A 26,287-nucleotide genomic window follows, 5' to 3' on the forward strand; every position below is an offset into this window, starting at 1 on the left:
GCCCGCGAGTTCCCCCATGCCGAAACCTCCTTCCGTCGCTCCATCCCCTCTACTGGGCGTCAGTGGGAGTCGGCGGGTCAACTGCTTCACTGCCACGTGCCCCAGGCAAGACGACCGCTGACGCGGGAATGCATTCCACCCGACTCGGCTTTCCCGCCTCGGCTTCGTCCTGCCGGACTGGGCCAGGGGCACTGCATACTCACGCCCCCGGTTGCCTCCTCAGCCCGGACGCCAGACCTGCAGCGCTGGAACCCGGGCGCCTGTGCGGCAACAGGTCAGGAGGCAGAGGACAGGCAAGCCGGCGCTCCAGGTTCGCGGATAGCTCAGTCTCGTCCAGCACCCACCGGACTGGTCTCCGGTGCACGAGGGGACAGTGCTGCAGCCGGTACGGAGCGAGCAACGGCATGCCCGTCGTCCAGCGGCTCGAGCCCCCTCCAGGGTAGGTAGACCTCGCGCCCCTGCTCCTGGAGAAGCAGCCTCGCGGCGAGAGGCTGGTACCCGCGCACGAGGTCAGCCGAGGCGATCGTCTCCGCCAGCTCGTCGGCGACGAGCTGATCGGTGAATCGCCCCTCGGAGCCGGCGAGCAACCTCAGCTGAGGGGCGAGGTCGTTTCTTTGGACAGGGTCGCTCTTGGCTCCCGGCGAGAGCGCGCCGTGCTTCTCGTCTTCCTCACTGACACTCGTTCGGTACTTCCGCCAGTCAGTAGGCAGTAGCATCGGCTCCCGATTGTCCCGTACACTCGCCATGCGCTTCGGCAGAGCGCAGGAGGCTGACGATGACGACTGACGGGTCCGGAACGATCGATCGAGCGTTTCTGCAAGCTGTACGCAAAGCGGCGGGCTTCCGTGCCTCGCCGCGCCAGATTATCCCCGTGGTTCGCGCGCTGACTGCCCGGCAGAGGCCAGTCACGCCGGAAGTGGTGGCGCGCCTGCTCGGCGAAATCGAGCAGGGTGAACGGTCAGCTCGCCAGCGACGCAACGCCGAACTCTGGCGAGAACTGGGGACCTACCTGGCTCTAGAAGGGAAACCAGCTCATCCTGAAGCACAGCGCGCTCTGCTCGGCCGTATCCGTCGCATCCTCGGCGAGCGTCATTCCGACCGAGTTCTCTTGGAGGTCGCGGTCGCGCTCGGTGCAGCTGGGTATCCGATCGAGGCCCGCACGGTTGCGGACGCGGTGCGGTGGTTGGAGAGCAAGCTCGGTCCCACGCTCACCGCCGAGACGATCGAGCCGTACCTCGCGCAGGCCGTCGCCGCAGTCTCCACTGCGCCTCCAACCGCCGGGCAATCGCGCCGGCGATCTTCCCGCCGCCGCGCCCCCTGATACCCCACCACGGAGTGTCGTGCTGGAGCACTAGCGGGCAGCCGCGAGTTCGCCAGCCAGCGCCTCGCGCACGACAGCGGCCATCCGGGCGATCCCCTCGTCGATCTGCTCGAGCGTCACCGCACTGAACGAGAGGCGCAGGTGTTGATCCCCACTCCCGTCGCCATAGAAGGCCGGGCCGGGGATGAAATCGACCCGTCGCTCGCGGCAGGCCGAGAGGAGCGCGGTCGCGCTCAAGCCTTCCGGCAGAGTGAGCCAGATGAAGAAACCGCCGTTCGGACGCGTCCAGCACACCCCTTCCGGCATCTCCCGCTCCAGGGCCGCCAGCATGCGCTCGCACTTTTCTCTGTACAGCCGACGCAACTCGGCAACGTGCGCGTGGTAGCGGCCAGTGCGCAGGTACCAGTCAGCCAGCGCTGCCGTGAAGCTGTTCCGGAGCGCATCGATCCGCGCTCGGGCGAGTGTCGCCACGATGGGCGCTGGACCGACCACGTAGCCCAATCGGAGTCCAGCCGCGATCGTCTTGGAGAGCGTCCCGCAGTACAACACGTTTCCTGGTGCAGCCAAGCTGTAAATGGTCGGTGGGTACTCTCCGCGGAAGCGAAGCTCGTAATAGGCATCGTCTTCGATGATGAGCAAGCCCCGCTCGTCAGCCAGGCGAGCCAGAGCCTGTCGGCGCTCGAGCGAGGTTTCCACGCCAGCCGGATTTTGGAAGGTCGGCAGCGTGTAGAGAAACTTGGGACGCCGCCCCTCGCGCTCCAGTCGATCGAGTGCAGCAGCAACCCCGTCCGGATCGATTCCGTGTTCGTCGATCGGGATACCGACCAATTCAGCCCCGGCCAGCTTGAACATGCTGGTCGCCCCCATCCACGCCGGGGCATCGATCAGCACCACGTCACCGGGATCGAGCAGCGCGTCGCAGATGATACCGAGGCCATTGCTGGAGCCGAGCGTGACGAGGATCTGGTCGGGTGCAACCTGCATGCCCTGATCACGAGCGAGTTTCTCGGCGAGCGCCTCGTTCAACTCGTCCGGGCGGATCAGGTTCTGATAGCCGAGCGCGTCCCGCCGCTGGTTCTCGGCCAGAAACTCCGCTGCGAGAGCCATGTCATCGAGCGGAAGCGTCTCCCAATCCGGATCACCGTAGACGAACGAGATCATCCCTTCCGGGGGTACCCGCGGTGGCCGCTCGGCTGCTGCGGCGATCCGCCCTCTCCTCGACCACCTCGCCTGCCAGCGCTCGTCCATCGCAACGGCTCCTTCCCTGCACGTGGTATGCTGCGCGGCAGCGCGCCGCTGTCTCAGTATAGTGGAGAGCAGCGGCGGTTCGCGAGACGGTGGGAAGCGAGGAGGAGACGATGAGCGTGGTGGCCGATCCCGAACTGGTGATGACGATGCACCGGGCGATCGCTCACTATCGTGACCTGCACCCCCGCGCCATTCCGGTCGATCACCCGGACGTTCCGGAACTCGCCACGCCCGATCGGCTGGCCTATGCCGTCGCCTGGATTCTGGCCGCTGCGATCGTCGGTAATCGCTACCGTGCCTCGGCCATCGACGTCCTACCGGTCTACCATCCGGAACATGGTTGGGATCGCTTCCTCGTCACTCGCCGGGTGAGCTGTAAGCTCTGCGCTGATGAGCCAGCAGACAGCCAAGGAACGCTGTGGCTCGACAAGGAGGGCGCACCCGTCTATACCATCGGCCAGAGCCTCGAACTCGCGCTCGGCTCTCTCAGCCACGAAGACCCAGCCGATGCGATCCGGCGCCTGCTGTTCGCAGTGCCCGCCCCACGACTCCGGCAAGGAGACCACTCTTCCTGTCCGCACGTTTGGGCCGAACGGTATCCGACCATCTATCGGGTCACTGCCGGGCTGATCGCAGATTATCCCGGCTTGATCGCTGCGCGCGAGATATTCGTCGACGAGCAGCCGATCGACGGAACGTATCATCCGCTGTATACGGCCAGCGGAGCCCGTCTCTCCGGCTGGACCTATGACTACGTTCAGTATCTGGCCGGAGAACGGATCGTCTTCCTCCGGATCGACGGGCGACTCGTCACCTTCGAGGTCGAGCCAGGCATCTGGCGGACCGAGGAAGTCCCTGCTCGAGCTGAATCGGAACTACGCAGCTATCTCGAGGAACGCTTGGGACTCGGTACGCCAGGGCAACCGATCGTGACGGCACCCTCAGGGGAGGCGGAGGAGCGCCGGAACGCGCCAAGCGACGAGCAAGGCGAGGAGTGAGCTGGCGACCGCACCGGCGAGCACGGCAGCCGGCACACCGATGGCGTCACCGAGCGCGCCCATCGGGAGCGCACCGAGGGGCATGAAACCCCAGGTGATCATATAGAGCCCCATCACGCGCCCCCGCACCTCGTCATCGATGGCGAGGTGCAGGAGGGCGTTATTGAGCGCCATGTAGCTCGCCCCGAGAAAGCCACCAGCGAAGAGGCAGATAAGCACGAGCGGTAACCAGCGCGTCATGGCAAAGGTCGCGATGACGCCACCGTAGATCACGATGACCGCCACCATCAGGAAGCCACGGTGGCGGGCTCGCTGCAACCCCGCGACGAAGAGCGAACCGGTCAAGGCACCCGCTCCACCGACGGTGTAGAGCAGACCGAGCCCGCTCGGCCCGAGGTGAAAAACATCTCGCGCAAAGACGGGTAGGAGCTGCAGATAGGGAAACACCAGAAGGGTGGGCACGCTGGCCAGCAGCAAAAGGGCGAGGACGACCGGCACCCGGCGAACGTAGCTCACCCCCTCCACCAGTGTTCGGAAGAAGGAACCGCAGACCGGACGCGCCGGAGGCGTCGCCGGGAGGCGCGCCGTGTTGAGCAAGGCGAGCACGAGACAACCTGCCTGGACGAGGAGCGTGCCCCCGACTCCGAGCGTCGCGACCAGTGGGCCAGCGAGCGACGGCCCGACGATTCGCGTCGTGTTCATTCCCGCCGAGAGCAGTGCCACTGCGTTGGGGATGCTGGCACGGGGAACGTAGCTGGGAAGCGCAGCCTGACGCGTCGCGTTGTTGGCTGCCAGGAGGGCCCCGTTGAGTACTGTCGCGATCAGGAGCGCGAGTGGGGTGGCCTGGCCGCTCAGAACGAGAAAGGCCAGTAGGGAACTGACCGTGAGGGCTCCTGTTTGGCAAGCGAGGAGAATCAGTCGGCGATCGATTTGCTCAGCCAGCGTGCCGGCTGGTGCAGCGACGAGCAGGAACGGAAGCCCGCCAGCGAAACCGAGCAGACCCACCCACAATGCCGAGTTGGTGAGCTCGAGCATGAGCCACCCGCTCGCGACTTGCAGCATCCACTGAGCGATCTGGGTGAGGAGGCTCGATGTCCAGAGTAGCCGGTAATCGCGGTAACGGAGAAGCGAGTCGAGCAGACGAGCCGCACCATCGGTCACACGGCGCGGTTCGATCGTCGTCGCGGCTCCGCGGTCAGCCATCCGACCCCCTGCCGAACCATACTCCCGAGGCCGGACGACAGCAAGTCGTCCATTCCACCTTCCGCACCCGTGTCCGGGTGAGCGTCTCCACCCGCAACGCGGCTGGGTTGTTGCCGGGCGAGAGGCAACCTGCCCGGATCGCTCCGGCAATCTGGGATTCGCCGCGCGCCTCGACAGCCGTACGCCCAACAGGTTCCCCTCCACCGAGCAGCACAGGAGCAAGAGACACGGTGCGTTCGCCAACGGCCCCGCCACGGTGGGCGCCACCTCAACTGCTCAGCCAGGGCAGAGAGAGCTGCTTTGACGAGCGAGGGGGCAGACGGTTCGTCGGCCAGTCCGAGCGCTCGCGGGAGCGGGCAACGGTCGTCGGTCTCAGCGTGGCAGTTAGCAGCAGTGTGGAGAAGCTCGCGCGGACGACGAGAACTCCACTTGCCCGGTCCCACCGGTGAGTGTCCACCCTGGTGGACTACGCACCAGACTCGACAGGCAGTACCATAGCCACATCGCTCGCCGCGGAGGGAGGGACGATGGGACGCTGGAGAGATGGAGCACAGTGTGCGGTGATGTTGACCTTCGATCTCGACGCAGAGACTTTGTGGCTCGCTGGCTCGCTCGAGCGTCGCGAGCGGATTGGACTTCTCTCGCAGGGGACCTATGGTGCGCGCGTCGGTGTTCCGCTGATTCTGCACACCTTACGCCGCTACGAGCTCAAGGCGACCTTCTTCGTCCCCGGCTGGGTTGCCGAGCATCACCCGGATGTCGTTGCCGCGATCGTCGATCAAGGGCACGAGATCGGCCACCATGGCTATCTTCACGAGTCGGTCACGGAGCTTTCCAGTGAAGAGGAGCGAGCGGTACTGGAGCGAGGAATCGAGGCGCTCCGCCGGGTCACTGGGATCGTCCCACGCGGCTACCGCTCGCCGTCCTGGGAACTCACTACCCGAACGCTCCAGCTTCTCGAGGAATACGGTTTCCGATACTCATCGAATCTGATGAGTCATTTTCTGCCTTGGCAGCACCCGGACACCCGACTGATCGAGTTACCGGTGCAATGGCTCCTGGACGATGCCCCGTTCTTCTTGTTCCGAACCGGACCGGGCTCGCGTCCCATCCAACCAGCCCAGGTTGCTTTCCAGGCGTGGGCAGAAGAGTTCCAGGGCATCTACCGCTTCGGCGGGCTGTTCAACCTCACCATGCATCCCCAGCTGATCGGGCGCCCAGGGCGGATCCTGATGCTCGAGCGCTTCTTCGAGCACCTCCTGTCCTATCCACGCGTGTGGTTCGCCACGGGGCAAGAGGTCGCCGAGTACTGGGCAGCTCACGTTGCGGCCAACCCGGAGGAGTGGCGACAAGGATTGGTGTACGACCCGCTCCGTCACCGCTCCTAACCGATCACCGCTTTTCGGCTCCCGCTTCCGCACGGGCAGGAATGGCATCGAGCACGATCCGGTAGTGCTTGCGGAAAGCGAAGCGCTCGTCCTGGATCAGTTGGAAATAGGAGCCGAACCGCTCCGGATGCTCCGCTGCGGCATCCAAGGGGTGCGGGGGATCCTCATCGGTCAACGGTGTGCGGATTTCATACAGCGTCGTCCGTTCGGCAGGAACCCGACCTGCCTCGCGGATCCAGCGACGGAGCTCCCGCGGTGGTACCAGTTGGCCATAGGTGGCGCCGGCTGCGGTGGAAATACTCTCATTGATCAGCGTCCCACCGAGATCGTTCGCGCCAGCGTTCAGACACCACTGAGCCAGCTTCGGCCCCTCTTTGACCCACGACACCTGGATGTTCCGGATGTACGGGTGAAGCATGATCCGAGCGATGGCATGCATCTTGACGACGTCCTCACCGGTCGCGCCGGGTCGAAGATCGGGAAGCAGGCGCTTGCGATACATCGGTGCTTCGCTGTGGACCAGGCTTAGCGGCACGAACTCGGTGAACCCGCCGGTCTCCTTTTGGATGCTCCGGATGAGAGCCAAGTGAGCGGCCCGCTGGCGATCGGTTTCCACGTGTCCGTACATGATCGTCGCCGTCGTCGGGATGCCGAGGCGGTGTGCCGTCGTGATCACCTCCACCCACTGCGCGGTCGTGATGCGTCCCGGCGAAATGCGTTGCCGCACGGTATCGTCGAGGATCTCGGCCGACGTACCAGGCAGGGAACCGACGCCGGCTGCCTTGAGCCGGAGGAGATACTCCTCGATAGAGGTTCGAGCACGCAAGGCGCCATAGACGACTTCCTCCGGGGAGAAACCGTGAATGTGGATCTCGGGCAGCTCGGCCTTGATCGCTCGACAGATGGTCGGGTAGAGATCAGGATCCATCTTGGGCGGTAGCCCGGCCTGGATGCAGACCTCGGTGGCACCGAGTTCCCAGGCCTCACGCGCTCGCCGAACGATCTCCTCGAGCGGCAGGAAGTAGCCTTGTTCTTCCCGATGGCCACGGGAAAAGGCGCAGAAACCGCAGCGCTTGATACAGACGTTGGTGAAATTGATGTTCCGGTTGACGACATAGGTGACGACGTCGCCGACCGCACGCCGTCGGAGCTCGTCGGCCACCAGCGTGACGAGAAACAGATCCCGGCCATGCGTCGCGAAGAGCCGCTCTCCCTCCTCGATCGTCAGCTCATGTCCGGAGAGAGCGCGATCGAGAATGCGAGCCACTTCGGGCGAGGCGAGTCCGAGCTGGCGTTCGAGGAGTTCATGCAAGGCAGGAGTCTCGTGCATCACCACAACTCCTTTTCCCGGGGAACCAGTCCACCTGGGTCGACGAGCGCCGCGACCCGGTTCCGGATCGCAGGATCGAGGAACTCCTCACCACGGCGGATGAATCCCGGATAGACGGCCAGGCGCTCGCGCAACTGAAGCCCGCTCGCCTCGGTGCGGGCCTTCAGTTCGCGCAGATGCGGCCAGGCGCGCTCCGGGTTGATGTAATCGCGGGTTACCGGTGAGATACCACCCCAGTCGTCGAGTCCAGCGAGGAGATAGGCCTCGTAGCCATCGGGCATCAGGTTGGGCGGCGCCTGGACTGCCGTCGTGGTTCCGAGGATCAAGCGAGCGACCGCGATTGTCCGCAGCATGTCGAGCAGGGTCGGCTCTGGCCAATCCCGCATCCGGATATCCGGCTTGCGGCGGAAGTTCTGAACGATCACTTCCTGGATGTGACCATAGCGATCCTGCAGCTCCCGGATCGCGTAGAGGGCCTCGACGCGCTCTTCCAGCGTCTCGCCGATCCCGATGAGGATGCCGGTCGTGAAGGGCACCCGGAGGCGGCCGGCCGCTTCCAGCGTAGCCAGCCGTACAGCCGGCACCTTATCGGGGCACCCGCGGTGCGCGCCCCCTCGCTCGAGGAGGCGCTCGCTCGTCGACTCGAGCATCAGACCCATACTGGCCGTCACCGGGCGGAGCAACGCGAGATCGTCCTCGCTCATCACGCCGGGATTCGCATGAGGAAGCAGGCCCGTCTGTTCGAGAACCAGCGCGCACATGTCCCGGAGATACTCGATCGTCCGGGAATAGCCGCGCGCCGCCAGCCACTGTCGATAGGAGGCATAGCGGAGTTCCGGCTTGTCCCCCAGGCTGAAGAGCGCTTCCTTGCATCCGGCCGCTCGGCCAGCCTCAGCGACGGCGAGCACTTCTTCCGGCGTCATCGTGTGGGCACGCGGATCGCTCGGCCGGCGCACGAACGTACAATAGGCACATTGATCACGACATAAATTCGTGAGCGGAAGGAAGACCTTGCGCGAGTAGGTGATCGTCCGACCGGACCGGCGCTCACGCACGAGCGAGGCCGCTTCGAGGAGGAGCAGCAACAGCGGTGCCTCGGCTGCGATGAGGCGGCGAGCAGCAGCCGGATCCAGGCAACCGCGATCGACCGCGTCGGCGACGGCTCGCTCCATGGCCGGATCGACCGCGTTCGCCGTCCGGAAGCAGATCACCACTGGTCTCGCCCCCTCTCTGCGCGCCCGCAGGCGCTCGTAGTATGGCGCAGCCTTCCTCGGGATGCCAGTCATCCCGGCGCACCCGCACTCCCTTCACACGCCTTTGCTCATCGATACACCTGATCAGCATGCCCGACCCAAGAGAGCGCCCAGCTGGACCCGATCAGGTCGGTACCAAGACAACGTTCTCCCTCAGCAGGCTTTCCTCCTCCGTCTCGCGCGAAGAGCGAACATCCGGTATGATGCGTGCATCACCTGGGGGCGGCATGCGGCTCGACGAACTCCTCCTGGCCGAAATCTGGCAGGCCCAGTGGCTGAGCGGCGTTCTGACGACAACTGAGAACCGAATGGTCAGGGTCGTCTATCGCGGGATCTGGACGCATCGCCGCGGCCCGGATTTTACTGGCGCGCTGCTCGACATCGGGGGAGAACTCCATCAGGGTGACATCGAGCTCCACCTACGTGCCTCCGACTGGTATGCCCACGGCCACCACGACGACCCAGCATACGAGGCGGTCGTCCTCCACGTCGTGTGGGAGGATGACCTCGACGAAACGGTTCGCCGTCGCGATGGCCAGCGCGTGCCCACGCTGGTCTTGCACGACAGTCTGGCCGGTCCCCTCGAGCTCTTCCCCCGGCAGCATGTCCGCCCGCTCGGCGCTCTCGGTTTCGAGCACTGCGCACCGCACCTCGCGGCCGCAGCGCCGGACCAGCTCCATCGGCTATTCGAGGAAGCGGGCGATCGGAGACTGCGGGAAAAGGTCGCGCGCGTGCAGGCACGGTTGGCGGGGGAGCCGCCGGCCCAAACGCTCTACTGGATGCTCGCCGATGCGCTCGGCTACCACCGCAATCGGGAAGGGATGCGGGCAGTCGCCGAAGCGGTACCGATCGCCGAACTCGAAGCACGGCTACTCACTCTCTCCCCTGACGATCGTTTCCCGACCGCCGCGGGACTGCTCCTCGGTACGGCAGGGTTCCTGCCTGTCTCGGATCGGGAGCGCGGCCTCAGCGGGCTCCGCTCCGACGCCTGGCGCCGGATCGAAAGAGTCTGGCGAGCGACGAATCCCGTCCTGCTCCGTACCACCTGGCGACTCGACGGCGTTCGGCCGACCAACCATCCGCTTCGGCGCCTGCTGAGCCTGGCTGGGCTGGTCGCGACAAGTTGCGAGGGAATCCTCGGCGCCTGCCTCGCTCGCCTGCAGAGCGAGCCGGCACGACGTCGGCTACTGGAGTGGCTGACCGGTGGTCCGGTGCCGCTCGGACGCGATCGGGCGCACGAGGTCATCGTGAACGTGGTGGTTCCCTTCGCGCTGGCTTACGCGGAGTGGACAGAAGACGCGGCACTGGCGGAGCGCGCTGCCCAGTTGTGGGAGGAACTACCAGCAGGTCGCGGCAACGCTCTGGTCGAGGCGACACTCGAGCAAGTTTGCGGGACGAGTCCGCTCCGGCTCCGGAGCGCGCGAGCCGAACAGGGGGTTTTGCACCTCCACTGGTGGGGCTGTCGCCAGCGCCGCTGCTACGAATGCCCTATCGCGCAGCTGGTCACCGGGATCGCAGTGAGCGAGCCCGCCCTGCCTGGGGCGGAAGAGAGTCGAGCCGGATCTCCCTGACTTCCCATCCGAGGCGCCTGCCTCGCGAGACTGCGCTCCTCAAGCGAACGCGTTGGCGCGATCGCGTGCTCGGGTTCCGTATCGACCCTGAGGGCGGCTCGGACTCGACCAGGACTGCGTTCCTCGACGAGGAAACGGGGCAGTGTTATAATCCCGACCAAATTAGTCGGGATTATGATTCCGCTCGACAGGGGGTTCACCTGTGCTGCCGAACGCGCTGCCGATCGACGCACCTTCGGAATCACTCCACAGCGACGCGTTCAGCGCGATGACGCTGTGCTCGTTCGCTGGTGCGGACGATTGCCGTCGCTTGGCGACAGGGGCGGTCTCGGTGGCGCCGGGCAGTGAGGGAACGGTCGAGTTCGGCTCGGCGGACCGCGATCGATCCGATGCGATCGACCTTGAAACCGCACGGGCACACTTCGTCCTTGGGGCGGAATTCGTCCACCGATTCCCGCGATCGCGCGGTGAGGACGCGTTCGTGCTGCGTGACGACGACATTCTCGGGGAAGAACGTTTCTCGTTCACGAACGCGCGGCGGTCGCGTGCTTGCGCGGCCGGCGACGCCAGGGCCGCTGCAGGACGAACGCTGGGGAAGGGCAGGGCGACGATCGTCATCCACGGCGAATGGTCTATCCCTGGGAGGCACGTCGTCGCGGCGCGCTCTCGGGTGACCATCCGCGACGAACCGAGCGCTGCTTGGCGACGCTTCCAGCTGATGACGACAGCGTTCCCGGACATCAACGGTCGTGAGTATCCGCTCTGTGAGCAACCCGGAGCAGTCTGGTCGCCGCACACCGCGGGGGAGCCGGCGAGCCGACCCCGGCGGTGCACCGAACGCCAGGGGAGTGATGAGCGACAAGACTGCACAGCAGGTTGGGCCACTCGACTCCGTGCGACCCGACGGAACAGGCAGTCACCACCGAAGGAAGAAACCGGAACACCGCGACGGTCAATCGTACGAGGAGTGAAGCGATGAGTGATCTGGTTCCGATCGTCGTGCAAGGGATCAGCTGGTCGCAGCAGCATGGGCAGCCGCTCGTCCTCTTGCGCGGGCTGGGCACCGACTGCTGGTTCGCAGTATCGGCTGATGTCGAGGAGGCGCGAGCCTTCTCCTCCTGCACCTGCACCGCCGAGCGAACCCGGCGTCGGCTGGCTCGCCTGGCGAGCCAACTCCTGCGCGTGGCCGGAGGGGAGATCGAGCAGATCGTGCTCCGAGTGGACGGGGAGCAGATCCTGCGCGCCCACCTCCTCGTCCGGAGCAGCACGGGCACGACGACGGTGGAGACCTTTGGGCTCGACGCACTCGTCCTCGCCGCTGAGTTGGGGATCATGCCGGTCATGCGCTGGCAAGAACTCGCCGCATTGGCCGCCAGCAGTCAGCGCGCTGAGAACGCGAGCGACGAGACAGCGACCGAACTTCCCCCGGCGATCCAGCGACTGCTGGCCGAGCTCGAGGAGCGCGGCTTCGGGACGGACGACTCATGATGACGCGAGCCGAGCGAGGGTGGGGATGCCGCCCGCCCGAGCAACGAGCCTATCCAGTTGAACGAAGAGCTCGTTCATGGACGATGCGACCAGACGCTCCTGACCGCCCGCAGGCAGGCTCACGGTGACATCGATCGGTGAGGACGGCCGGTAGACCCACCACCAGGAGCGGCGCGCGAGGACACGCTGCAGCGCGTCGACGAGCGCAGCCCGGGCACGATCCGGTGGAAGACACTCCGCTCGATCCGGGGAGTGAGCCAGTTTCACGGCGATGGCTGTCGTCTGATCGGTCCAGAGTTCAGCTTCCGCGGTCAGCGCGCGGTCTCCGGAGACGAGCAGGAGCGGGATACCCTGCTCACCGAGCCAACGACTGGCGAGCGCGAGTTCCCCAGCTGGTCGACCATCCCACTCGATGGACAGTCCGGGAAGAAGGGTGCAGGGGGCGAAAGCACGAGGAGCGTCGCCGCGGGCGTGAAAACCCAACAGGACCGCCAAGCGCGGGTTTCGGTCGAGCGGGAGCAGCGCAGGCTCGATGTCACTGGTACACAGGCTGGGTGGAATAGCGCGTCCGTGCCAATCGAGAAGGCGAATACGCGCGATCCCGAAAGCGCGAGCGGCCTGGCTCACCGCGCGCACGTCCTCTGCGTACTGCTCGAGGGCGCGCGCGTACTCCGGACGAGCTGGATCGCACCAGGCTCGCTCAGCGACACCGGACATTCCCTCCAGGTCAGCGACGATGACGAGCTCCATTCGACCTCCGCAGAATCACTGACCGATCGAGGGCAAGCATACCGGCGAGGCCGGCGAAAGGCGATCGACGAAGCGAAGGAGAGCCGACGAGAAGGGTCGACCAAAACAGAGCGGTCCCGGGCGGAAGCACCCAGGACCGCCAGTGCCGAGAGACCGAGCCGGACCGGTCAGAAGGAGAGATCATCGATATTCGGATATTCGTCGAGCACCACGTTGCCGAGCGTCCCATCGGGCAACTTTTCGACGCGGCGCACGAGCACCGTGGTGATCACACCTTGGGCTTCAGGGTGGAAGCGAACTTCGTTCATCGGGCCCTGGAATCGGACATTGCGGATCGCTTGCAGGAAGGCGTCCTCGTCACTGGTATCTCCCTTAACGGTCTCCAGAGCATGCGCGAGGATCATGACGGTGATGTAGCCCCAGTACTCCAGGTGACCAGGGAGACGATTGAACTTCTGCTGGAACTTGGCGACGAACTCCTTGTTCTGTGGCCGATCATAACGTGCTGCGTAGTTGATCGCACTGACGATGCCGAGAGCTGCTTCGCCGACCTCCGGGAGATAGGGGTCATCACCGACCTCGGCACCGCCGAGCAGGGGATAGCGATCCTTGAGGCCGAACTCCTGGTACTGGGTCATGAAACGGATAGCGTCGGCACCGATGAACCAGGCCCACACGGCATCGGCGTTCGCAGCATCCTGAAGGATGCGCTGGAGATAGGGCCCGAAATCGGTCGTATCGAGCGGCGGATAGACCTCAGCAGCGATTTGACCACCCGACTTCTTGAAGTAATCGCCGAAGATCTGAGCTACCGTTCGGCCAGTCGTGTAGTCGGGGGCCATGAGAGCGATATTCCGATAGCCACCCTTCTCATACGCCCACTTGGCTTGGATAAACTCGTACTGCCCCTGGCAGAAGGACGAGCGGAAGATGTATGGACTGCGGACCTTGGGATCCCGGGTCAGGGGTGGCCAGCCGGCGATCGAGACAATGGTGACTTGCTTTTGCTCGTGCAGGTAATCACGCACCGCAGTCAGTTCAGGCGTTATGGTGAAGCCGGTGATGACATCGACCTTGTCGCTTTCGACCAGTCGCCGGACATGCGTCTTCGCCTGATCCGGATTCCCAGCCGAATCGGCTGGCAACAGTTGCAATTGACGACCAGCAGCAGTGTTGCCCAACTCGTCGAGTGCGAGCTGCATCCCCTCGATGTGGCGCCGACCGGAAGATGCCAGATTCCCCGTCTGAGCGACCACGACACCGATCTTGAAGGGGGTTGCCGGCCGGGCGACGGTCGGCGTGGCAGCGACCTGAGGAGTCGGTGAAGCCGCAGCCACTGGCGTCTGAACGGGTGCACTGGCTGGTGTCGGCGACGGTGCCGTCGTAGGTGTCGGTGTCGGGCCTGCACCACCGCCACAAGCCGCGAGAAGACTACTGGCGAGCGCGGATACCGAAAAGGCGAGAAAACGCCGGCGATTCATCCTGTCTCCTCCCCGCATGACACGACAACCGACGGACAACACGACAAGTCGGCCACCCTCGCATCCGAGCACTCGTGGTGCTCACGCCGCGACTGTCCTCGTCATCTGCACAGCGCGTGCGCCCCTAATTCTCGCCGGTGGCTCGTACGCCCCGCGCGCGAGGGTGAACCGCCTGTAACTTTATCCATGTATCGTATAGGTGTCAAGATTTCCTCACATGCAGCGATGGCTCTCGTGCTCCTCCCTCCGGACGGTGCGTGCCCCTCGAAAAGACTGGTCGTCGATCCGGCCGACGATGGTCCGCAGCGCCGAGGAAAAGAACCGACTCGTCGTGTGCGACCGGCGGGAACGGAGAGGGAGCCGTTCCGGTCGTAGACTCGCACGGAACGCCACGGGGTGACAGCCAGTGTCGTGCCAGCGACAGGATGAACGCGCTCGCTTCCCCATCGGGTAGCCAGCCAACGGCGTAGCGGCTGCCCACATTCCGGTGAGGAGCGCGCGAGCGGCACACTCGTTCATCGATCCCCGCCCGGCATGACTTCCGAGGCGACTCGCTCACGGGACGCATCAGTGCAGCCGCCGGTAGCAAGGGCGCGGCAGATTCGGCTCGTATCGCCCAAGCTGCCGGCGATGTCGAGACGTCGCGGCCAGTCGTTGCCCTGGAACCAACCCTCACGAACAGGTAACGCAGACTGCTCGGGAGCGGTCACTGGAACGCAGGAACGAGTAGGATGTGATCGAAACGACATGAGCAGAGGAAAGGAATTCATGACCGTGGTCTTGACACGCGATGCGGTACCGATCGAAGAGACCTGGAACCTCGCTGACCTCTTCGCCAGTCCGGAGGACTGGGAGCGAGAGCGCGAGGCAGTGCTCGCGGAACTCGCCAAGCTGGAATCCTTGCGCGGAACCCTGCAGCAGGGGCCGCGGCAAGTCCTCGAGGTCCTGACCCTGGCCGACGAACTCGACCAGCGGGTGAGCAAGCTTTTCGCCTATGCCCTGCTCGCGCGCGATCAGGACACGCGCGACACGGCCGCGGCCGAGCGATACGAGCGAGCTGTCCATGTGGGGACGGTGGCGGGCCGCGCCTCGGCGTGGATCGCACCAGAACTCCTGACCAGCTATGACGACGCAGCCCTCCTGGGCATGATCGAGCAGGAACCGGGCCTGGCCCCGTTCCGACGGCTCCTGGAACGACTGGTACGGGAGCGACCGCATGTGCGCTCCGCGGAGGTCGAGCAGCTTCTCGCCGAGACGATGCCACTCGCCCAGGCACCAGCCACAGCCTTCACCTTACTCGACAATGCCGACATCCGGTACGGCACGGTGACGGACGTCGACGGGACAACGATCGAGCTCACCAAGGGCCGCTATCAACTCCTGCTCGAGCGGCGCGAGCGGCGGGTGCGCCAGGAGGCCTACCAGGTCTTCCACGCCCCCTACATCGCCCACCGGCACACGCTCGCTGCGCTCCTGAGCGCCGCGAACCAGCGCGATACGTTCTACGCACGGGCGCGACGCTACGAGTCGGCCCTCGCAGCAGCCCTCCACCCGGACAACATTCCGCTCGAGGTCTACACCACACTCATTGACCTCGTCCGCCAGCACCGCCATCTCCTGCAGCGGTATCTAGCGGTGCGCAAGCGGGTGCTCAGCCTGGAACGTCTTCGAACCTACGATTTGTACGTACCGCTCGTCGAGCGAGCAGATCACCGGTACACGTATGCCGAAGCGCGCGAGCTGGTCCTGGCAGCACTCCGTCCGCTCGGGTCGGAGTACATCGAGCCCTTGCAACAGGGGCTCGCGAGCCGGTGGGTCGATGTCCACGAGACGGTCGGCAAGCGGTCCGGTGGTTACAGCCTGGGGGTGTACGGTGTCCACCCGTACATCTTACTGAACTGGAACGGCACGCTGCGCGAGGTGTTCACGCTGGCACACGAGGTGGGGCACGCCATGCATTCCTACTTCAGCTCGCGGGCGCAACCCCATCCGACCGCTGAGTACACGATCTTCGTCGCCGAAGTCGCGTCGACCTTCAACGAGCGCCTGCTCACCCATGCACTCCTGGAACGCGCGACCGATGCACGGGAACGGGCCGCGCTCGTCAACGATGCTTTGGATACCTTCCGCATCGCGCTCTTCCGGCAAACGCTCTTCGCCGAGTTCGAGCTCCTGACGCACCAGGCTGTGGAGCGAGGGGAAGGGTTGAGCGCAGACGGGCTCTGCGAGCTGTACGGTCGCCTGATCAGCGAGTACTACGGTCCCGACCTGGAGGTGGACGAGGAAGTGCGGCACGAGTGGAGTCGGGTACCGCACTTCTATCGCGCGTTCTACGTCTACCAGTATGCGACCGGGCTGGTCGCCGCGACGGCGTTGGCGCGAGCCGTGCTCGCGGGCGACGAAGCGGCACAGCAGCGATATCTCGCCTTCTTGGCCGCCGGGTCGTCCAAGGACTCGCTGGACCTTCTTCGCGATGCGGGGGTCGATCTGACGACACCGGAACCGTACCTGGCTGCCTTCGCGACGATGGAGCAGGATCTCGTCACCCTCGAGGAGGCACTGACGCAACTCGGGATACTGCAGTCAGCCTGAGGGAGGCAGTGCGACCCGTCAGGGAGGAATGAGGTTCGCCGACCGTTTGTGCTGGCAACGCACGCCGACTCGCCGGGTCGTTTAGCGGCGCGCGGCCTCCGTCAACCCAGGTACAGCTCGCACCGCATCACGCGCGGGCTGTCCACCCTCGGCACGCACCGCGATATGGAGCGCGACGGTACCGGCCATGAGTTTCCGGGCCTGCACGGAAGCGAAACCGGCCGCTCGTAGGAGCGCCGTAAGCTCGCTAGCTGTAGGGAAGGCAGCTGTCGAGCGGGGGAGATAGCTGTACGCTGCCCGGTCACCACTGACCAGGCCACCGAGCCAGGGGACAAAGCAGTCGAAATAGAATCGAAGCAGGGGAGCGAGCGGTCCTTGGAAGGGCGTCGTCTCCAGAATCACAAGTACGCCGCCGGGGCGCACGACGCGGGCGAGTTCGTGGATCGCTGCCTCGTAATCCGGAAAATTGCGCAATCCGAAGCCGATCGTACAGGCATCGATCGAGGCATCGCGGAACGGGAGGCGCATCGCGTCCCCGCAGAGGAGCGTGACCCGATCGAGACCAGACGCGGAGCGCTTGCGCGCGGCGTGCCGAAGCATCGTCCGGCTGAAGTCGAGCGCGACGACGCGCGCTGCACCCTGAGCAGCGAGCTCGAAGGCGAGGTCCCCGGTACCCGTCGCGACATCGAGCACGACTGCTGGCTGGTGAGTGAGGGCGGCACGGGCAGCTGCTCGGCGCCAGGTCACGTCGCGGCCGAACGTCATCAGCCGGTTCATGACGTCGTAGCGCGGGGCGATCCGGTCGAACATACGCCGGACTTCCGCTGGCGGTTGTAGTGCACCACGGCGGGGCATCGCGTCTCCCTTTCCATCGACAATACTAACGCACCGGCTCGCGACCGTAGGTGCCGACCAGTTCACCGATAGCCAGGATATGCCCCTCGAGGGCACGCAGAATCTCGTTCCGCTGTGCTCCAGGTGGGAGGCCAGTCGGGCGATCGAGCGCGTACAGGCGGAACACGTACCGGTGCGGTCGACCAGGCGGGGGACACGGTCCGCGGTAACCGACCGTCCCGAAGTCATTCCGGCCTTGCCGCGCACCGCTTTGGAGTGTCTCGTCGGGCGGTACGGCCGGCGGGAGGGAGCGTGTCGCCGCGGGGAGATCGTAGAGGAGCCAGTGGGTGAAGATTCCACCGGGAGCATCGGGATCCTCGACGAGCAGGACGAACGCGGCCGTCCCAGGAGGCGGTTCCGACCAGCTGAGCGGTGGGGAACGATCAGGGCCGTCGCAGGTGTACTCGGTCGGCAGGGTACCGCTTGTGGTGAACGCCGGGCTGGTCAGCTGGATGCGGACGGCTGCGAGTGGAACGGTCGGACTAGTGCCTGCGGTCGCGCAACCGAGACTCCCTGCGACCACCGCGAGAGCGAGGTAGGTGAGGCTCCAACGGAAGGCCAGGAGCCGGGTCCTCATTCGTGCGATGCAGAAGCGAGGTCGCATGGTTTAGCCAAAGAACGCCCGTATCGACCGTCCTGAGCCTACCGCAGGAAGGCCCGCGGAGGAAGATCGTCCGAGCACGGTCGTCAGCCTGGCACCGGCTTCATTCGGAACCGGTAGCCGGGAACCTTGCCGCAGGTCGGGCGACGAACCCCCGGCAGCGACAGCACGGATTCCCCAACGCAGCACCAGATCAGCGAGCGCACCGGCGCGTATACTCCATCGGTCGGACGAACTCGGGGAGGAACGATGGAGACACATGCACTGTCACACCACGTCATCCGGCGACATCCGGAACGCGCCGTACCAGACGAAGCATCAGCCATCCTCGCTGCTGGAATGGTTGCGCATGTCGGCTTCTGCGAAGACGGCCAACCGTTCGTCATCCCGATGTCGTATCACTATGACCCACAGCGACCGGACCGGTTGTACCTCCATGGCGCGCGGGAGAGCCGGCTGTTACAGGTGCTGGCGAGTGGTGCCCCAGTCAGTGTCGCCGTGACACTCGTCGATGGACTGGTCTACTCACGAACTGCCTTCAACCATTCGATGAACTACCGTAGTGTCGTTTGTTTCGGCCGGGCTAACGTCATAGAGGACGAAGCCGAGCAACGGACGATCTTCGAGGCGATGACGGAACGGTACTTTCCCGGGCGCCGTGCCGGGGTCGACTATCAGCCTGCGACGGCTCAGCAACTGGCGGCGACGCTGCTCGTCGAGATCGTGATCGAGGAGTGGAGCGCGAAGGCCCGTCGTGGTGGACCGCGTGGCCCATACGATACCGATCCGACGGCGCCAGGCACGGCCGGCATCGTCCCCCTAAAGGAGTGACGTGCACGGACGACGTGGCACGCTCTCATTCCTCCAGCGGTTGGCGCCCGCGAAACCCGGCGTCCAGGTCGTGCCAGTAGGCGACAGTCGGCTCGTCGACCCTCCAACACAAGTAGACTTCGCGGCCGTCACGGAGGCTCGGAAAGTCGACGATACCCATATCGAGATCCTTGACCTCGACCCCGAGCTGGTGAATGACCCGTACCTTCTCGCGGATCGAGCGGGTCAGCTCGGCGACCCGCTGCTCGATGCGTTCCAGCTGGGCACCATGGCCGTTCAAAAAAGCGAGTGGTGCCAGCCGACGGAGTTCGCCGAGCAGCTGATCCAGTTCGCGTTTTTCCGCCTGAAGTGCGATGAGCAAGCCACGCAAGCGTGGGACGAGTGCGCGTGCCTCTTCGACCGTGAAGTAACGGCGTTCCTTCCGCTCCATCGCTCGACCGCAGCCTCTCGCGACCGTTTCGCCAGGAGATGGACAGCAGCCGACGCATGCTGCCGCTCGTACTGGGCGATCGTGCGAGCTGGGCTCGCCTTCAGCGCTCGCTGCCGGCCGAAGAGTCGCCGTCCGGCCGGGGGCAGTTTACCATCGAGGGGGCGAGGAACGCTGGAGGGTGCAATGCGAGAGCAAGCGATCGCTGACCGGCGAGCAGCGCGCCAGCACACGATCGGCGGGCACCTGCTGCTGGCAACGACGGCTGTGCTGTGGGGATCCTCGTATATCGGAACACGCGCGATCGTCGGAGACGTCCCACCGCTCCTCCTGGGATTCTTGCGTGCGCTGTCGGCGACTGTCGTCCTGGGAGTCCTGGCGAAGCTGGCCGGGGAATCACTGCGGGCACGGTCGAGCGCCTGGATCCCGCTGGCGGGACTGGGGGTACTGGGGGTCGCCTACTTCTACATCGGTCTGAACCTGGCGTTGCAGTGGACGACTGCGACCGCTGCCTCGTTCCTGAGCCTGCCGTATCCCGCCTTGACGGCAGTGGGAGGGTGGCTGTTCCTGCGGGAGCGATTGGGAGCGCGGCAGATCGCCGGGATCGGGCTGGCCGCACTGGGAGCCACTTGGTTGACCGTGGCCTCCGCGCAGGACAACGTCGGTGGTGCGTGGATCGGAAACCTGCTTGCGCTGTCCATCACGGTCGCCTGGACCGCCTATACGCTCCTGGGTCGTCGCCTTCTGCTGAAGTGGACGCCCTTGGCCGCGACCTTTCACATGATGGCGGCTGGCACGCTGGTCCTCGCTCTCGCGGCTGGGCTCGAGTATTTCGGCGGGGGGCGACCGCGCTGGACCGTGGAGTCCACCCTGATCACGCTGTATCTGGGTGTGGTGTGCACCGGACTCGGTTACGCGTTCTGGAACGCTGGACTCCGTCGTGTCCGTGCCGCGACCGCCAGCGTCTACTTGTATCTCCAACCGGTGACCGTCGTCGTTTTGGGAATCGCATTGCTCGGCGAACAGCCGTCGCTCGTGACACTCGTCGCAGGGGCGCTCGTCATCGCGGGGACGGCACTGACCGCCGGGGGTGAGAGGGCGCGCTGACCGATCCGGTACACTGGCCAACGAGCGCTCCGCTCGTCAGGAGCGCGATGCGCACCGAGCGAGAAGCAGGGGGACCGAGACGAGCGATGCCGAAGCAGAAGACGGCACTGATCACAGGGATCACTGGACAAGACGGCTCGTACTTGGCGGAGTTCCTGCTCGAACAGGGCTATCGGGTAGTCGGCATGCAGCGCCGGTCGAGCACCGAGACGTTGTGGCGGATCGCCCACCTCCTGGACAAGATCGAACTCGTGCAGGGGGACCTCCTCGACCAGCTCTCGCTGATCGAAATCGTGCAGGCGTACCAGCCGGACGAGATCTACAATCTGGCGGCGCAGTCGTTCGTGCCGACCTCGTGGCAACAACCGGTCCTGACGGGCGAGTTCACGGCGCTCGGGGTGACGCGGCTCCTGGAGGCGGTGCGGCTGGTCAAGCCGGACGCCAAGTTCTACCAGGCGAGCTCGTCGGAAATGTTCGGGAAAGCGGTCGAGGTTCCGCAGAACGAGCGCACACCCTTCTATCCGCGATCTCCCTACGGTGTCAGCAAGGTCTACGGGCATTATATCACGATCAACTATCGGGAGAGTTACGGATTGTTCGCTGTCTCGGGAATCTTGTTCAACCATGAGAGCCCACGCCGGGGTCTGGAGTTCGTCACGCGCAAAGTGACGCACGGGGTGGCCAAGATCAAGCTGGGCCTGGCCAGGGAGCTGCGGCTGGGGAATCTGGATGCCCGGCGGGATTGGGGTTACGCACCCGACTACGTGCAGGCGATGTGGCTGATGCTGCAGCAGGATCAGCCGGACGACTTCGTCGTCGGGACGGGGAAAACGCACTCGGTGCGACAGCTGTGCGAGATCGCCTTCGGCTGCGTAGGGCTGAACTGGGAAGACTACGTGGTCGTCGATCCAGCGCTCTTCCGGCCGGCGGACGTGGATCTCCTCGTCGCGGACGCGACGAAGGCGCGCACGGTACTCGGCTGGCGACCGACCGTCAGCTTCGAGGAGATGATCGAGCTGATGGTGGACGCTGACCTGCGGTTGCTCAAAGGGGAAGACGTGCCTCCGGGGATGGTGGCGCCAGTCCTCCGGCGCGGGATCTGAGCGCGGAGCGAGTGAACCCGGTGCTGTTCAGCGATCGGTGCGGCCACAGTCGTTGGAGGAGGATCCAGCTGGGACGGACGGGAAGGGTGCGGCGACCCGTCGATCCCGGTCGATAGCGAAACGCCGACCCTCCACGACTGCTCCTCATGGGTCCACGGCTACAGCTCCGTGCAACCACGGCATTCTGTCCATGAAGTAACAGCACTCCTGATGTGGTAGGCGACGCAACCTGCACTGCGAGACGAGGCTCAACGCGCAGAACAGGACGTCTCCTTTCTGAGCGCTGGCATGAGAATCATCCGAGGCGGTGGACACGACCGAGCCAAGGAATAGTCTCATGGCCTAGGGGAGACGGCACAGCGGGTGCTGGTTGCTCCTGCGAGTGCGGTAAATATTGCTGGAAGGCAAAGATGCAGCGCTGGAGGTGCGCCGCAATCGCCTCACGGGCGACTTCGGTCCAGCCGAAACGGATAGCTTGGACGATGAAAGCATGCTCCTCAGCCGAGCGCTGCATATTTTTATCAAAATATGGGATACTTGCCAGATAGTAGCGGCTTGCCAACCAACAATGCTGCAAGACACTGAACAGCCGGCGGGAACCGCTTGCGGCGGCAACCGCTTGATGGAAAGCGAGGTTGACCGCAGCGAAACGTGCCGGGTTCTGGTCTTCGACAGCTCGATTGCCCTCTCGCACGAGTTCCTCGAGGAGTGCAAGCCGCTCGGGGGAAGGATTCGCCGCCACTTCCGCGGCCGCGATACCTTCCAGGGCGATACGCATGCGGAAGATCTGCTGCATCTCGTCGACACCCGGCTGAGCGACGCGACAGCCGGCACGTGGGATGACCTCGAGAAACCCTTCCTGTTCGAGCCGTTTGATCGCCTCCATCACTGGTGTCCGGGAAATGCCTAACTCGGCACAAACGGCACGGACGTTGAGCCAGTCACCCGGTCGGTAAACGCCGCGGATCAAACGATCGACCAACAAATCGTAAGCCCGCTGTGCGGCGACCGTTTCGCGCTCCTCATGGCCGTTCCCGGCGAGAAGCTCTGGGCAAGAATCCTTCCGGGCCCACTCGGTACGTACCATGGGGAATCCTCCCATCGTTTGCTTTCACTATAGCACATCGACGAACTCGATCTGGCGCACGGCGTCATCGACGGACTCTGGTATATTACTCTTGCATGCCAGCAACGGCAGGGACGACAACCGGGCTGGAGGAGGGAGTGAGGAATGGGTCTTGCATGGCAAGCCAGCGACTTGCGAGGGGTCATTGCGTTGGTTCCCACGCCGACCAAAGAAGGGGCAGAGCATTGGAGGACGGAAGACGTGGTCGATCTCGATGAGACAGAGCGGATGATCCGGGCGATCCTCCAGGACGGCGCGACCGGTGTCGCCACGAACGGGACGCTAGGAGAGATGGCGACGCTCTTGCGTGAAGAGTGGGAGCGCTTCGTTGCAGTCGTTTGGGAAACCGTCCGTGCGATCGACCCTGATCGGCCCCTCTTCATCGGAGCGACTACCTTGGGTACGCGGGAGACGATCTCCCGCCTGCGCTATCTTCGCAAACTCGGGGTACGCGGCACGCTCTTGGGGCGACCATTCTGGTCGCAGTTGGCACCGGAGGCGATCATCGCTTTTTACCGCGATATTGCGGAGGGATTTCCGGAGATCGCCGTCCTCCTCTATGACAATCCCGAAGCCTTCAAAGGGCCCATTCCCACACCGGTCTATGCGGCCCTTGCTGACTCGAGCACCGTAATCGGGGTCAAATACGTTTCCCTGACACCCAAGTACCGAGCGGACATGGATGCGGTGCGTGGGAAGATTCGCCTCCTACCGCTGGAATCGGACTGGTTCTGGGCCTGGACACTCTATCCGGACGAAGCGCTCGGCTGCTGGTCGAGCAGCATGCTGTGCGGCCCTGAACCGGTGCGCTATTTGGCCGAAGCCCTCGAGCGAGGAGATATCGAAGCCGCTCGCTGGATCACGCATCGTATCGAGTGGACGTACGAGCCATTCTTGGCTCGGCAAAACTTTCAGGAATTTTCGCGCTACAATATTCCATTGGAGAAAATCCGGTTCAACGCAGCCGGATACGTGAAGGCGGGGCCACCACTCCCACCCTACCATGTGGTACCCGAGAACTATCGCCGAGGAGCGCTCGAGCATGCGGCTCGCTGGCGTCAGCTGGTCAGCGAGGTTCAGGCGCGCCGAGCCATGCTCGCTTGATATGCCAGACGGAGTCGTTGCGCTTGTTTGTATGGCAGCAGCAGACGCTGTTTTTCCCGTGACATCGCCACTTCTTCAGTCAGCACTCCAAGTTCGGATATCCCGAACACGCCACTTGCATGCTAGTGGCAGACCGTGTATCATGCAAGGGCAGGAACAGACCGCGCCACATCGGGAAAGGAGGCATGGATCGAGAGTGACGGATTCGCTTCCGACCGCAACTGTGCCTCGGAGGGCGTGAGCAGGCTAGGAAACGGCGAACCGTTGGTCACCGACGGAAGGAGGACTGCGATGCCCAAGCTGCAACGACCCGATTATTACGATTTGACGCGTGACATGAACTGGCACTTCCGGTACGTCAGCGAGGACGATGCTTTCCCCGAGATACAGAGCAAGTCGTTTGGGATTCCGTTCGAGAACTGGTGGACCTGGGACGAGCCGTACAAGCTGACGTATCGCGAATACACCCATAACCAGTCCAACAAGGACGTTGGGATCTTCAGCGTCCGCTCGGTGACGTCACGCGGCAAGCTGTGGGAGCGGCTCGATCCGGGATGGCGGAACGCCATCAAGCTGCACTATGGTGCCGCTCCTCACCTCGAATACCTGGCCACGATCGGTGAGGCACGCATGGCCCGCTTCGGCCGAGCGGCTGCGTGGCGAAACATGGCGTTGTTCGGCGCGCTCGACGAAATGCGCCATGCACAGATCCAGCTTTACTTCCCCCATGCCTTCATCCAGAAGGATGCTGATGTCGACTGGGCTCTCAAGCTGTATCACACCAACGAGTGGGCGGCCATCGTCGCACGCATGCTCTTCGACAACATGCAGACAGCAAACGATGCCACCTCGACTTCCCTCCAGCTGACCTTTGCCTTCGAGACTGGTTTCAGCAACCTCCAGTTCCTCGGCATGGCATCGGAGGCCCTGCGCATCGGCGACTACGAGTTCGGTGCGCTGGCTGCCTCGATCCAGACCGACGAAGCCCGTCATGCACAACAGGGTGAGGCCTCCCTCAAAGTCCTTCTGGCGAACGGCAAACGAGCTGAGGCCCAGCGACTCGTCGATATGCAGATCTGGACTGCGTGGCGTGTCTTCGCCCTCCTGACCGGTCTTTCTATGGACTACTACACGCCGGTCGAGCACCGCGTCATGTCCTTCAAGGAATTCATGCACGAGTGGATCCTCAAGCAGTTCGCTGACCAGTTCCAAGATCTCGGGCTCGACAAGCCTTGGTACTGGGAAAGCCACCTCATCCCGGAGATCGACTGGTGGCATCACGGTGCGCATCTGGGTGTCTGGTATTGGCGCCAGACCGTCTGGTACGACCCAGCGGCCGGCGTCTCCCCAGCAGACCGCGAGTGGCTGGAGGAGAAGTATCCCGGGTGGAACGCGCGGTTCGGTGAGTGGTGGGACGTCATCACGCACAACGTCCGCGAGGGGAAGCGCGAACTGCTCTATCCCGAAACGCTGCCGATGCTCTGCAACGTGTGCGGCTTCCCTGTCATCTCGGTCATGAACGGTGGCGAGCCGCCGCGTCTCGTCGAGTACAACGGTCGCCGCTACACCTTCTGCTCCGAACCATGCCAGTGGATCTTCGAGCAGGAGCCGCAACGGCGAGCCGGGCATCTTTCGCTGGTCGACCGCTTCCTGGCTGGTCAGATCCTGCCGCCGACGATGGAAGGTGCCATGCTCTATATGGGGCTCTCTCCGGAAGAACGGGGCGACGACGCCCGGGACTATGCCTGGGCTTTCGAGCCAGCGACACGCGCAGCAGCTGACTGACGAGAGCGAGGGGGTAGGGAGTCGACCCCGCCCCCTCGCAGAACACTCACGGACGTGTGAGCGGAGGCAGGGACGATGGCGATCCTTCCAGTGCAGGCGTGGTTTCGTGGTGACTTCGTCGTCCAGGTGGTTGTGATCGATACGGATGACCACATGCCTCAAGTAGCTGAGAAAGTTGCCTATCACGCTGTCGGTCGCCGGGTGTGGCCGCGACCAAAGCCGATGGCAGTGTACTACCGAGGGGAACGTATCCCGGACGACAAGACCGTCGCCGAGGTGGGCATCGGACCCATGGACTACCTGGAGGTCGGGTATGTCGACTGAGACGAGCGTCCAATGGGTACCGATTCTGCCCAGTGACGAGTTGTGGGAGGCCGATGCGACCGACGTCGAGGTCGCTGGAGAGCATGTCCTCCTCGTACGGCTGCCTGGTGGCACCGTTCGGGCCTATCAAGGCATTTGCCCCCACCAGGAATATCTCCTCATCGACTCCGAGTTCGACTGGGAACGAGGTCTCCTCACGTGTGGCGGCCACCATTGGGTCTTTCGCCTTGCCGATGGAGCTGGCCTCAATCCAGCTGGTTGCCAACTTTTCTGCTACGACGTGCAAGAACGAGACGGGCAAATCTACATCGGCGTGCCACAGCACGGACGGCGTTACAACCGGTGTCGGGAGTGAACCGCCA

General features: G+C 64.4%; 25 protein-coding genes. 13 read left to right on the forward strand and 12 right to left on the reverse strand.

The window, feature by feature from the left end; all coding sequences use genetic code 11:
- Positions 1-323: 323 nt before the first annotated feature.
- A complete protein-coding gene (locus TRD_RS13180) occupies positions 324-746 on the reverse strand; it encodes a hypothetical protein (protein ID WP_143714836.1) in 423 nt (140 codons plus the stop codon).
- 29 nt (positions 747-775) lie between these two features.
- Here TRD_RS13180 and TRD_RS13185 point away from each other — a divergent pair, with 29 nt between their 5' ends.
- On the forward strand, positions 776-1,321 hold the full coding sequence (locus TRD_RS13185) for a hypothetical protein (RefSeq protein ID WP_012642610.1): 546 nt from the start codon (positions 776-778) through the stop codon (positions 1,319-1,321).
- 30 nt (positions 1,322-1,351) lie between these two features.
- Here the strand turns inward: TRD_RS13185 and TRD_RS13190 are convergent, their stop codons facing one another.
- A complete protein-coding gene (locus TRD_RS13190) occupies positions 1,352-2,569 on the reverse strand; it encodes an aminotransferase-like domain-containing protein (RefSeq protein ID WP_012643184.1) in 1,218 nt (405 codons plus the stop codon).
- A 110-nt stretch (positions 2,570-2,679) separates the two neighbouring features.
- Here TRD_RS13190 and TRD_RS13195 point away from each other — a divergent pair, with 110 nt between their 5' ends.
- Positions 2,680-3,567 carry a hypothetical protein gene (locus TRD_RS13195; RefSeq protein ID WP_041437406.1) on the forward strand — a complete coding sequence of 296 codons (888 nt, stop codon included), beginning with the start codon at positions 2,680-2,682 and terminating at the stop codon, positions 3,565-3,567.
- Here the strand turns inward: TRD_RS13195 and TRD_RS13200 are convergent.
- Entirely contained in the window at positions 3,511-4,770 is a 1,260-nt protein-coding gene (locus TRD_RS13200) for an MFS transporter (protein WP_012642864.1), read from the reverse strand. The two genes, TRD_RS13195 and TRD_RS13200, sit on opposite strands and share 57 nt — an antisense overlap.
- A gap of 527 nt (positions 4,771-5,297) precedes the next feature.
- Here TRD_RS13200 and TRD_RS13205 point away from each other — a divergent pair.
- Positions 5,298-6,158 (forward strand): polysaccharide deacetylase family protein, encoded by an 861-nt coding sequence (locus TRD_RS13205; protein ID WP_012643049.1) that lies wholly within the window; start codon positions 5,298-5,300, stop codon positions 6,156-6,158.
- Positions 6,159-6,162: 4 nt separating this feature from the next.
- Here TRD_RS13205 and cofH read toward each other — a convergent pair whose 3' ends face one another.
- Positions 6,163-7,488, reverse strand: coding sequence for a 5-amino-6-(D-ribitylamino)uracil--L-tyrosine 4-hydroxyphenyl transferase CofH (gene cofH, locus TRD_RS13210; protein ID WP_012642944.1), 1,326 nt, complete (start codon positions 7,486-7,488; stop codon positions 6,163-6,165).
- Entirely contained in the window at positions 7,488-8,699 is a 1,212-nt protein-coding gene (cofG, locus tag TRD_RS13215; protein ID WP_226980749.1) for a 7,8-didemethyl-8-hydroxy-5-deazariboflavin synthase CofG, read from the reverse strand. Before cofG ends, cofH begins: the two co-directional genes overlap by 1 nt.
- A gap of 242 nt (positions 8,700-8,941) precedes the next feature.
- On the opposite strand from cofG, the gene TRD_RS13220 reads away from it, so the two are divergent.
- Entirely contained in the window at positions 8,942-10,312 is a 1,371-nt protein-coding gene (locus TRD_RS13220; protein ID WP_012642633.1) for a DUF2851 family protein, read from the forward strand.
- A 241-nt stretch (positions 10,313-10,553) separates the two neighbouring features.
- Here TRD_RS13220 and TRD_RS14530 read toward each other — a convergent pair whose 3' ends face one another.
- Positions 10,554-10,934: a hypothetical protein gene (locus TRD_RS14530; RefSeq protein WP_012643095.1), complete on the reverse strand. Its 381-nt coding sequence runs from the start codon at positions 10,932-10,934 to the stop codon at positions 10,554-10,556.
- Positions 10,935-11,287: 353 nt separating this feature from the next.
- Here TRD_RS14530 and TRD_RS13230 point away from each other — a divergent pair, with 353 nt between their 5' ends.
- Complete coding sequence (locus TRD_RS13230) at positions 11,288-11,800, forward strand: DUF151 domain-containing protein (protein WP_012643243.1); 513 nt, start codon at positions 11,288-11,290, stop codon at positions 11,798-11,800.
- On the opposite strand, the gene TRD_RS13235 is transcribed toward TRD_RS13230, so the two are convergent.
- Together TRD_RS13235 and TRD_RS13240 are read right to left on the reverse strand one after the other, a co-directional pair.
- The gene (locus TRD_RS13235; RefSeq protein WP_012642398.1) at positions 11,795-12,550 is read right to left on the reverse strand and encodes a M55 family metallopeptidase; all 756 of its coding nucleotides are present in this window, start codon (positions 12,548-12,550) and stop codon (positions 11,795-11,797) included. The genes TRD_RS13230 and TRD_RS13235 overlap by 6 nt on opposite strands.
- A gap of 167 nt (positions 12,551-12,717) precedes the next feature.
- Entirely contained in the window at positions 12,718-14,031 is a 1,314-nt protein-coding gene (locus TRD_RS13240; protein ID WP_012642448.1) for an ABC transporter substrate-binding protein, read from the reverse strand.
- Positions 14,032-14,799: 768 nt separating this feature from the next.
- On the opposite strand from TRD_RS13240, the gene pepF reads away from it, so the two are divergent.
- Positions 14,800-16,623, forward strand: coding sequence for an oligoendopeptidase F (gene pepF / locus TRD_RS13245; protein ID WP_012642657.1), 1,824 nt, complete (start codon positions 14,800-14,802; stop codon positions 16,621-16,623).
- Positions 16,624-16,704: 81 nt separating this feature from the next.
- Here the strand turns inward: pepF and ubiE are convergent, their stop codons facing one another.
- Positions 16,705-17,478 carry a bifunctional demethylmenaquinone methyltransferase/2-methoxy-6-polyprenyl-1,4-benzoquinol methylase UbiE gene (gene ubiE / locus TRD_RS13250; protein ID WP_012642761.1) on the reverse strand — a complete coding sequence of 258 codons (774 nt, stop codon included), beginning with the start codon at positions 17,476-17,478 and terminating at the stop codon, positions 16,705-16,707.
- Positions 17,479-17,503: 25 nt separating this feature from the next.
- Positions 17,504-18,094, reverse strand: coding sequence for a YbhB/YbcL family Raf kinase inhibitor-like protein (locus TRD_RS13255; RefSeq protein WP_012642434.1), 591 nt, complete (start codon positions 18,092-18,094; stop codon positions 17,504-17,506).
- 273 nt (positions 18,095-18,367) lie between these two features.
- On the opposite strand from TRD_RS13255, the gene TRD_RS13260 reads away from it, so the two are divergent.
- Positions 18,368-18,949 (forward strand): pyridoxamine 5'-phosphate oxidase family protein, encoded by a 582-nt coding sequence (locus tag TRD_RS13260; RefSeq protein ID WP_012643273.1) that lies wholly within the window; start codon positions 18,368-18,370, stop codon positions 18,947-18,949.
- 25 nt (positions 18,950-18,974) lie between these two features.
- Here the strand turns inward: TRD_RS13260 and TRD_RS13265 are convergent, their stop codons facing one another.
- Positions 18,975-19,379, reverse strand: coding sequence for a DUF2203 domain-containing protein (locus TRD_RS13265; protein ID WP_012642463.1), 405 nt, complete (start codon positions 19,377-19,379; stop codon positions 18,975-18,977).
- Positions 19,380-19,562: 183 nt separating this feature from the next.
- Here TRD_RS13265 and TRD_RS13270 point away from each other — a divergent pair, with 183 nt between their 5' ends.
- Positions 19,563-20,483: a DMT family transporter gene (locus TRD_RS13270; protein WP_012643038.1), complete on the forward strand. Its 921-nt coding sequence runs from the start codon at positions 19,563-19,565 to the stop codon at positions 20,481-20,483.
- An 86-nt stretch (positions 20,484-20,569) separates the two neighbouring features.
- A complete protein-coding gene (gmd, locus tag TRD_RS13275) occupies positions 20,570-21,586 on the forward strand; it encodes a GDP-mannose 4,6-dehydratase (RefSeq protein ID WP_041437844.1) in 1,017 nt (338 codons plus the stop codon).
- A gap of 295 nt (positions 21,587-21,881) precedes the next feature.
- Here gmd and TRD_RS13280 read toward each other — a convergent pair whose 3' ends face one another.
- Positions 21,882-22,673, reverse strand: coding sequence for a GntR family transcriptional regulator (locus TRD_RS13280; RefSeq protein WP_012642842.1), 792 nt, complete (start codon positions 22,671-22,673; stop codon positions 21,882-21,884).
- Positions 22,674-22,817: 144 nt separating this feature from the next.
- On the opposite strand from TRD_RS13280, the gene TRD_RS13285 reads away from it, so the two are divergent.
- The 4 genes from TRD_RS13285 to TRD_RS13300 all read left to right on the forward strand — a co-directional run bounded on the left by TRD_RS13285 (position 22,818) and on the right by TRD_RS13300 (position 26,280).
- Positions 22,818-23,816 carry a dihydrodipicolinate synthase family protein gene (locus TRD_RS13285; protein WP_012642916.1) on the forward strand — a complete coding sequence of 333 codons (999 nt, stop codon included), beginning with the start codon at positions 22,818-22,820 and terminating at the stop codon, positions 23,814-23,816.
- Positions 23,817-24,107: 291 nt separating this feature from the next.
- Positions 24,108-25,601: an aromatic/alkene/methane monooxygenase hydroxylase/oxygenase subunit alpha gene (locus TRD_RS13290; RefSeq protein ID WP_012642669.1), complete on the forward strand. Its 1,494-nt coding sequence runs from the start codon at positions 24,108-24,110 to the stop codon at positions 25,599-25,601.
- A 75-nt stretch (positions 25,602-25,676) separates the two neighbouring features.
- Positions 25,677-25,925 carry a toluene-4-monooxygenase system B family protein gene (locus TRD_RS13295; protein ID WP_012643052.1) on the forward strand — a complete coding sequence of 83 codons (249 nt, stop codon included), beginning with the start codon at positions 25,677-25,679 and terminating at the stop codon, positions 25,923-25,925.
- Positions 25,915-26,280, forward strand: coding sequence for a Rieske 2Fe-2S domain-containing protein (locus tag TRD_RS13300; protein ID WP_012642956.1), 366 nt, complete (start codon positions 25,915-25,917; stop codon positions 26,278-26,280). Before TRD_RS13295 ends, TRD_RS13300 begins: the two co-directional genes overlap by 11 nt.
- The last annotated feature ends 7 nt before the right edge of the window (positions 26,281-26,287 follow it).

The sequence above is a fragment of the Thermomicrobium roseum DSM 5159 genome, from assembly GCF_000021685.1.
Lineage (GTDB): Bacteria > Chloroflexota > Chloroflexia > Thermomicrobiales > Thermomicrobiaceae > Thermomicrobium > Thermomicrobium roseum.

Excerpts from the sequence above, each read along its gene's own strand:
- TRD_RS13180 (WP_143714836.1), bottom strand. The coding sequence starts at position 746 with ATGGCGAGTGTACGGGACAATCGGGAGCCGATGCTACTGCCTACTGAC.
- TRD_RS13185 (WP_012642610.1), top strand. The coding sequence starts at position 776 with ATGACGACTGACGGGTCCGGAACGATCGATCGAGCGTTTCTGCAAGCT.
- TRD_RS13190 (WP_012643184.1), bottom strand. The coding sequence starts at position 2,569 with ATGGACGAGCGCTGGCAGGCGAGGTGGTCGAGGAGAGGGCGGATCGCC.
- TRD_RS13195 (WP_041437406.1), top strand. The coding sequence starts at position 2,680 with ATGAGCGTGGTGGCCGATCCCGAACTGGTGATGACGATGCACCGGGCG.
- TRD_RS13200 (WP_012642864.1), bottom strand. The coding sequence starts at position 4,770 with ATGGCTGACCGCGGAGCCGCGACGACGATCGAACCGCGCCGTGTGACC.
- TRD_RS13205 (WP_012643049.1), top strand. The coding sequence starts at position 5,298 with ATGGGACGCTGGAGAGATGGAGCACAGTGTGCGGTGATGTTGACCTTC.
- cofH (WP_012642944.1), bottom strand. The coding sequence starts at position 7,488 with ATGCACGAGACTCCTGCCTTGCATGAACTCCTCGAACGCCAGCTCGGA.
- TRD_RS13220 (WP_012642633.1), top strand. The coding sequence starts at position 8,942 with ATGATGCGTGCATCACCTGGGGGCGGCATGCGGCTCGACGAACTCCTC.
- TRD_RS13230 (WP_012643243.1), top strand. The coding sequence starts at position 11,288 with ATGAGTGATCTGGTTCCGATCGTCGTGCAAGGGATCAGCTGGTCGCAG.
- TRD_RS13235 (WP_012642398.1), bottom strand. The coding sequence starts at position 12,550 with ATGGAGCTCGTCATCGTCGCTGACCTGGAGGGAATGTCCGGTGTCGCT.
- TRD_RS13240 (WP_012642448.1), bottom strand. The coding sequence starts at position 14,031 with ATGAATCGCCGGCGTTTTCTCGCCTTTTCGGTATCCGCGCTCGCCAGT.
- pepF (WP_012642657.1), top strand. The coding sequence starts at position 14,800 with ATGACCGTGGTCTTGACACGCGATGCGGTACCGATCGAAGAGACCTGG.
- ubiE (WP_012642761.1), bottom strand. The coding sequence starts at position 17,478 with ATGCCCCGCCGTGGTGCACTACAACCGCCAGCGGAAGTCCGGCGTATG.
- TRD_RS13255 (WP_012642434.1), bottom strand. The coding sequence starts at position 18,094 with ATGAGGACCCGGCTCCTGGCCTTCCGTTGGAGCCTCACCTACCTCGCT.
- TRD_RS13260 (WP_012643273.1), top strand. The coding sequence starts at position 18,368 with ATGGAGACACATGCACTGTCACACCACGTCATCCGGCGACATCCGGAA.
- TRD_RS13265 (WP_012642463.1), bottom strand. The coding sequence starts at position 19,379 with ATGGAGCGGAAGGAACGCCGTTACTTCACGGTCGAAGAGGCACGCGCA.
- TRD_RS13270 (WP_012643038.1), top strand. The coding sequence starts at position 19,563 with ATGCGAGAGCAAGCGATCGCTGACCGGCGAGCAGCGCGCCAGCACACG.
- gmd (WP_041437844.1), top strand. The coding sequence starts at position 20,570 with ATGCCGAAGCAGAAGACGGCACTGATCACAGGGATCACTGGACAAGAC.
- TRD_RS13280 (WP_012642842.1), bottom strand. The coding sequence starts at position 22,673 with ATGGTACGTACCGAGTGGGCCCGGAAGGATTCTTGCCCAGAGCTTCTC.
- TRD_RS13285 (WP_012642916.1), top strand. The coding sequence starts at position 22,818 with ATGGGTCTTGCATGGCAAGCCAGCGACTTGCGAGGGGTCATTGCGTTG.
- TRD_RS13290 (WP_012642669.1), top strand. The coding sequence starts at position 24,108 with ATGCCCAAGCTGCAACGACCCGATTATTACGATTTGACGCGTGACATG.
- TRD_RS13295 (WP_012643052.1), top strand. The coding sequence starts at position 25,677 with ATGGCGATCCTTCCAGTGCAGGCGTGGTTTCGTGGTGACTTCGTCGTC.
- TRD_RS13300 (WP_012642956.1), top strand. The coding sequence starts at position 25,915 with ATGTCGACTGAGACGAGCGTCCAATGGGTACCGATTCTGCCCAGTGAC.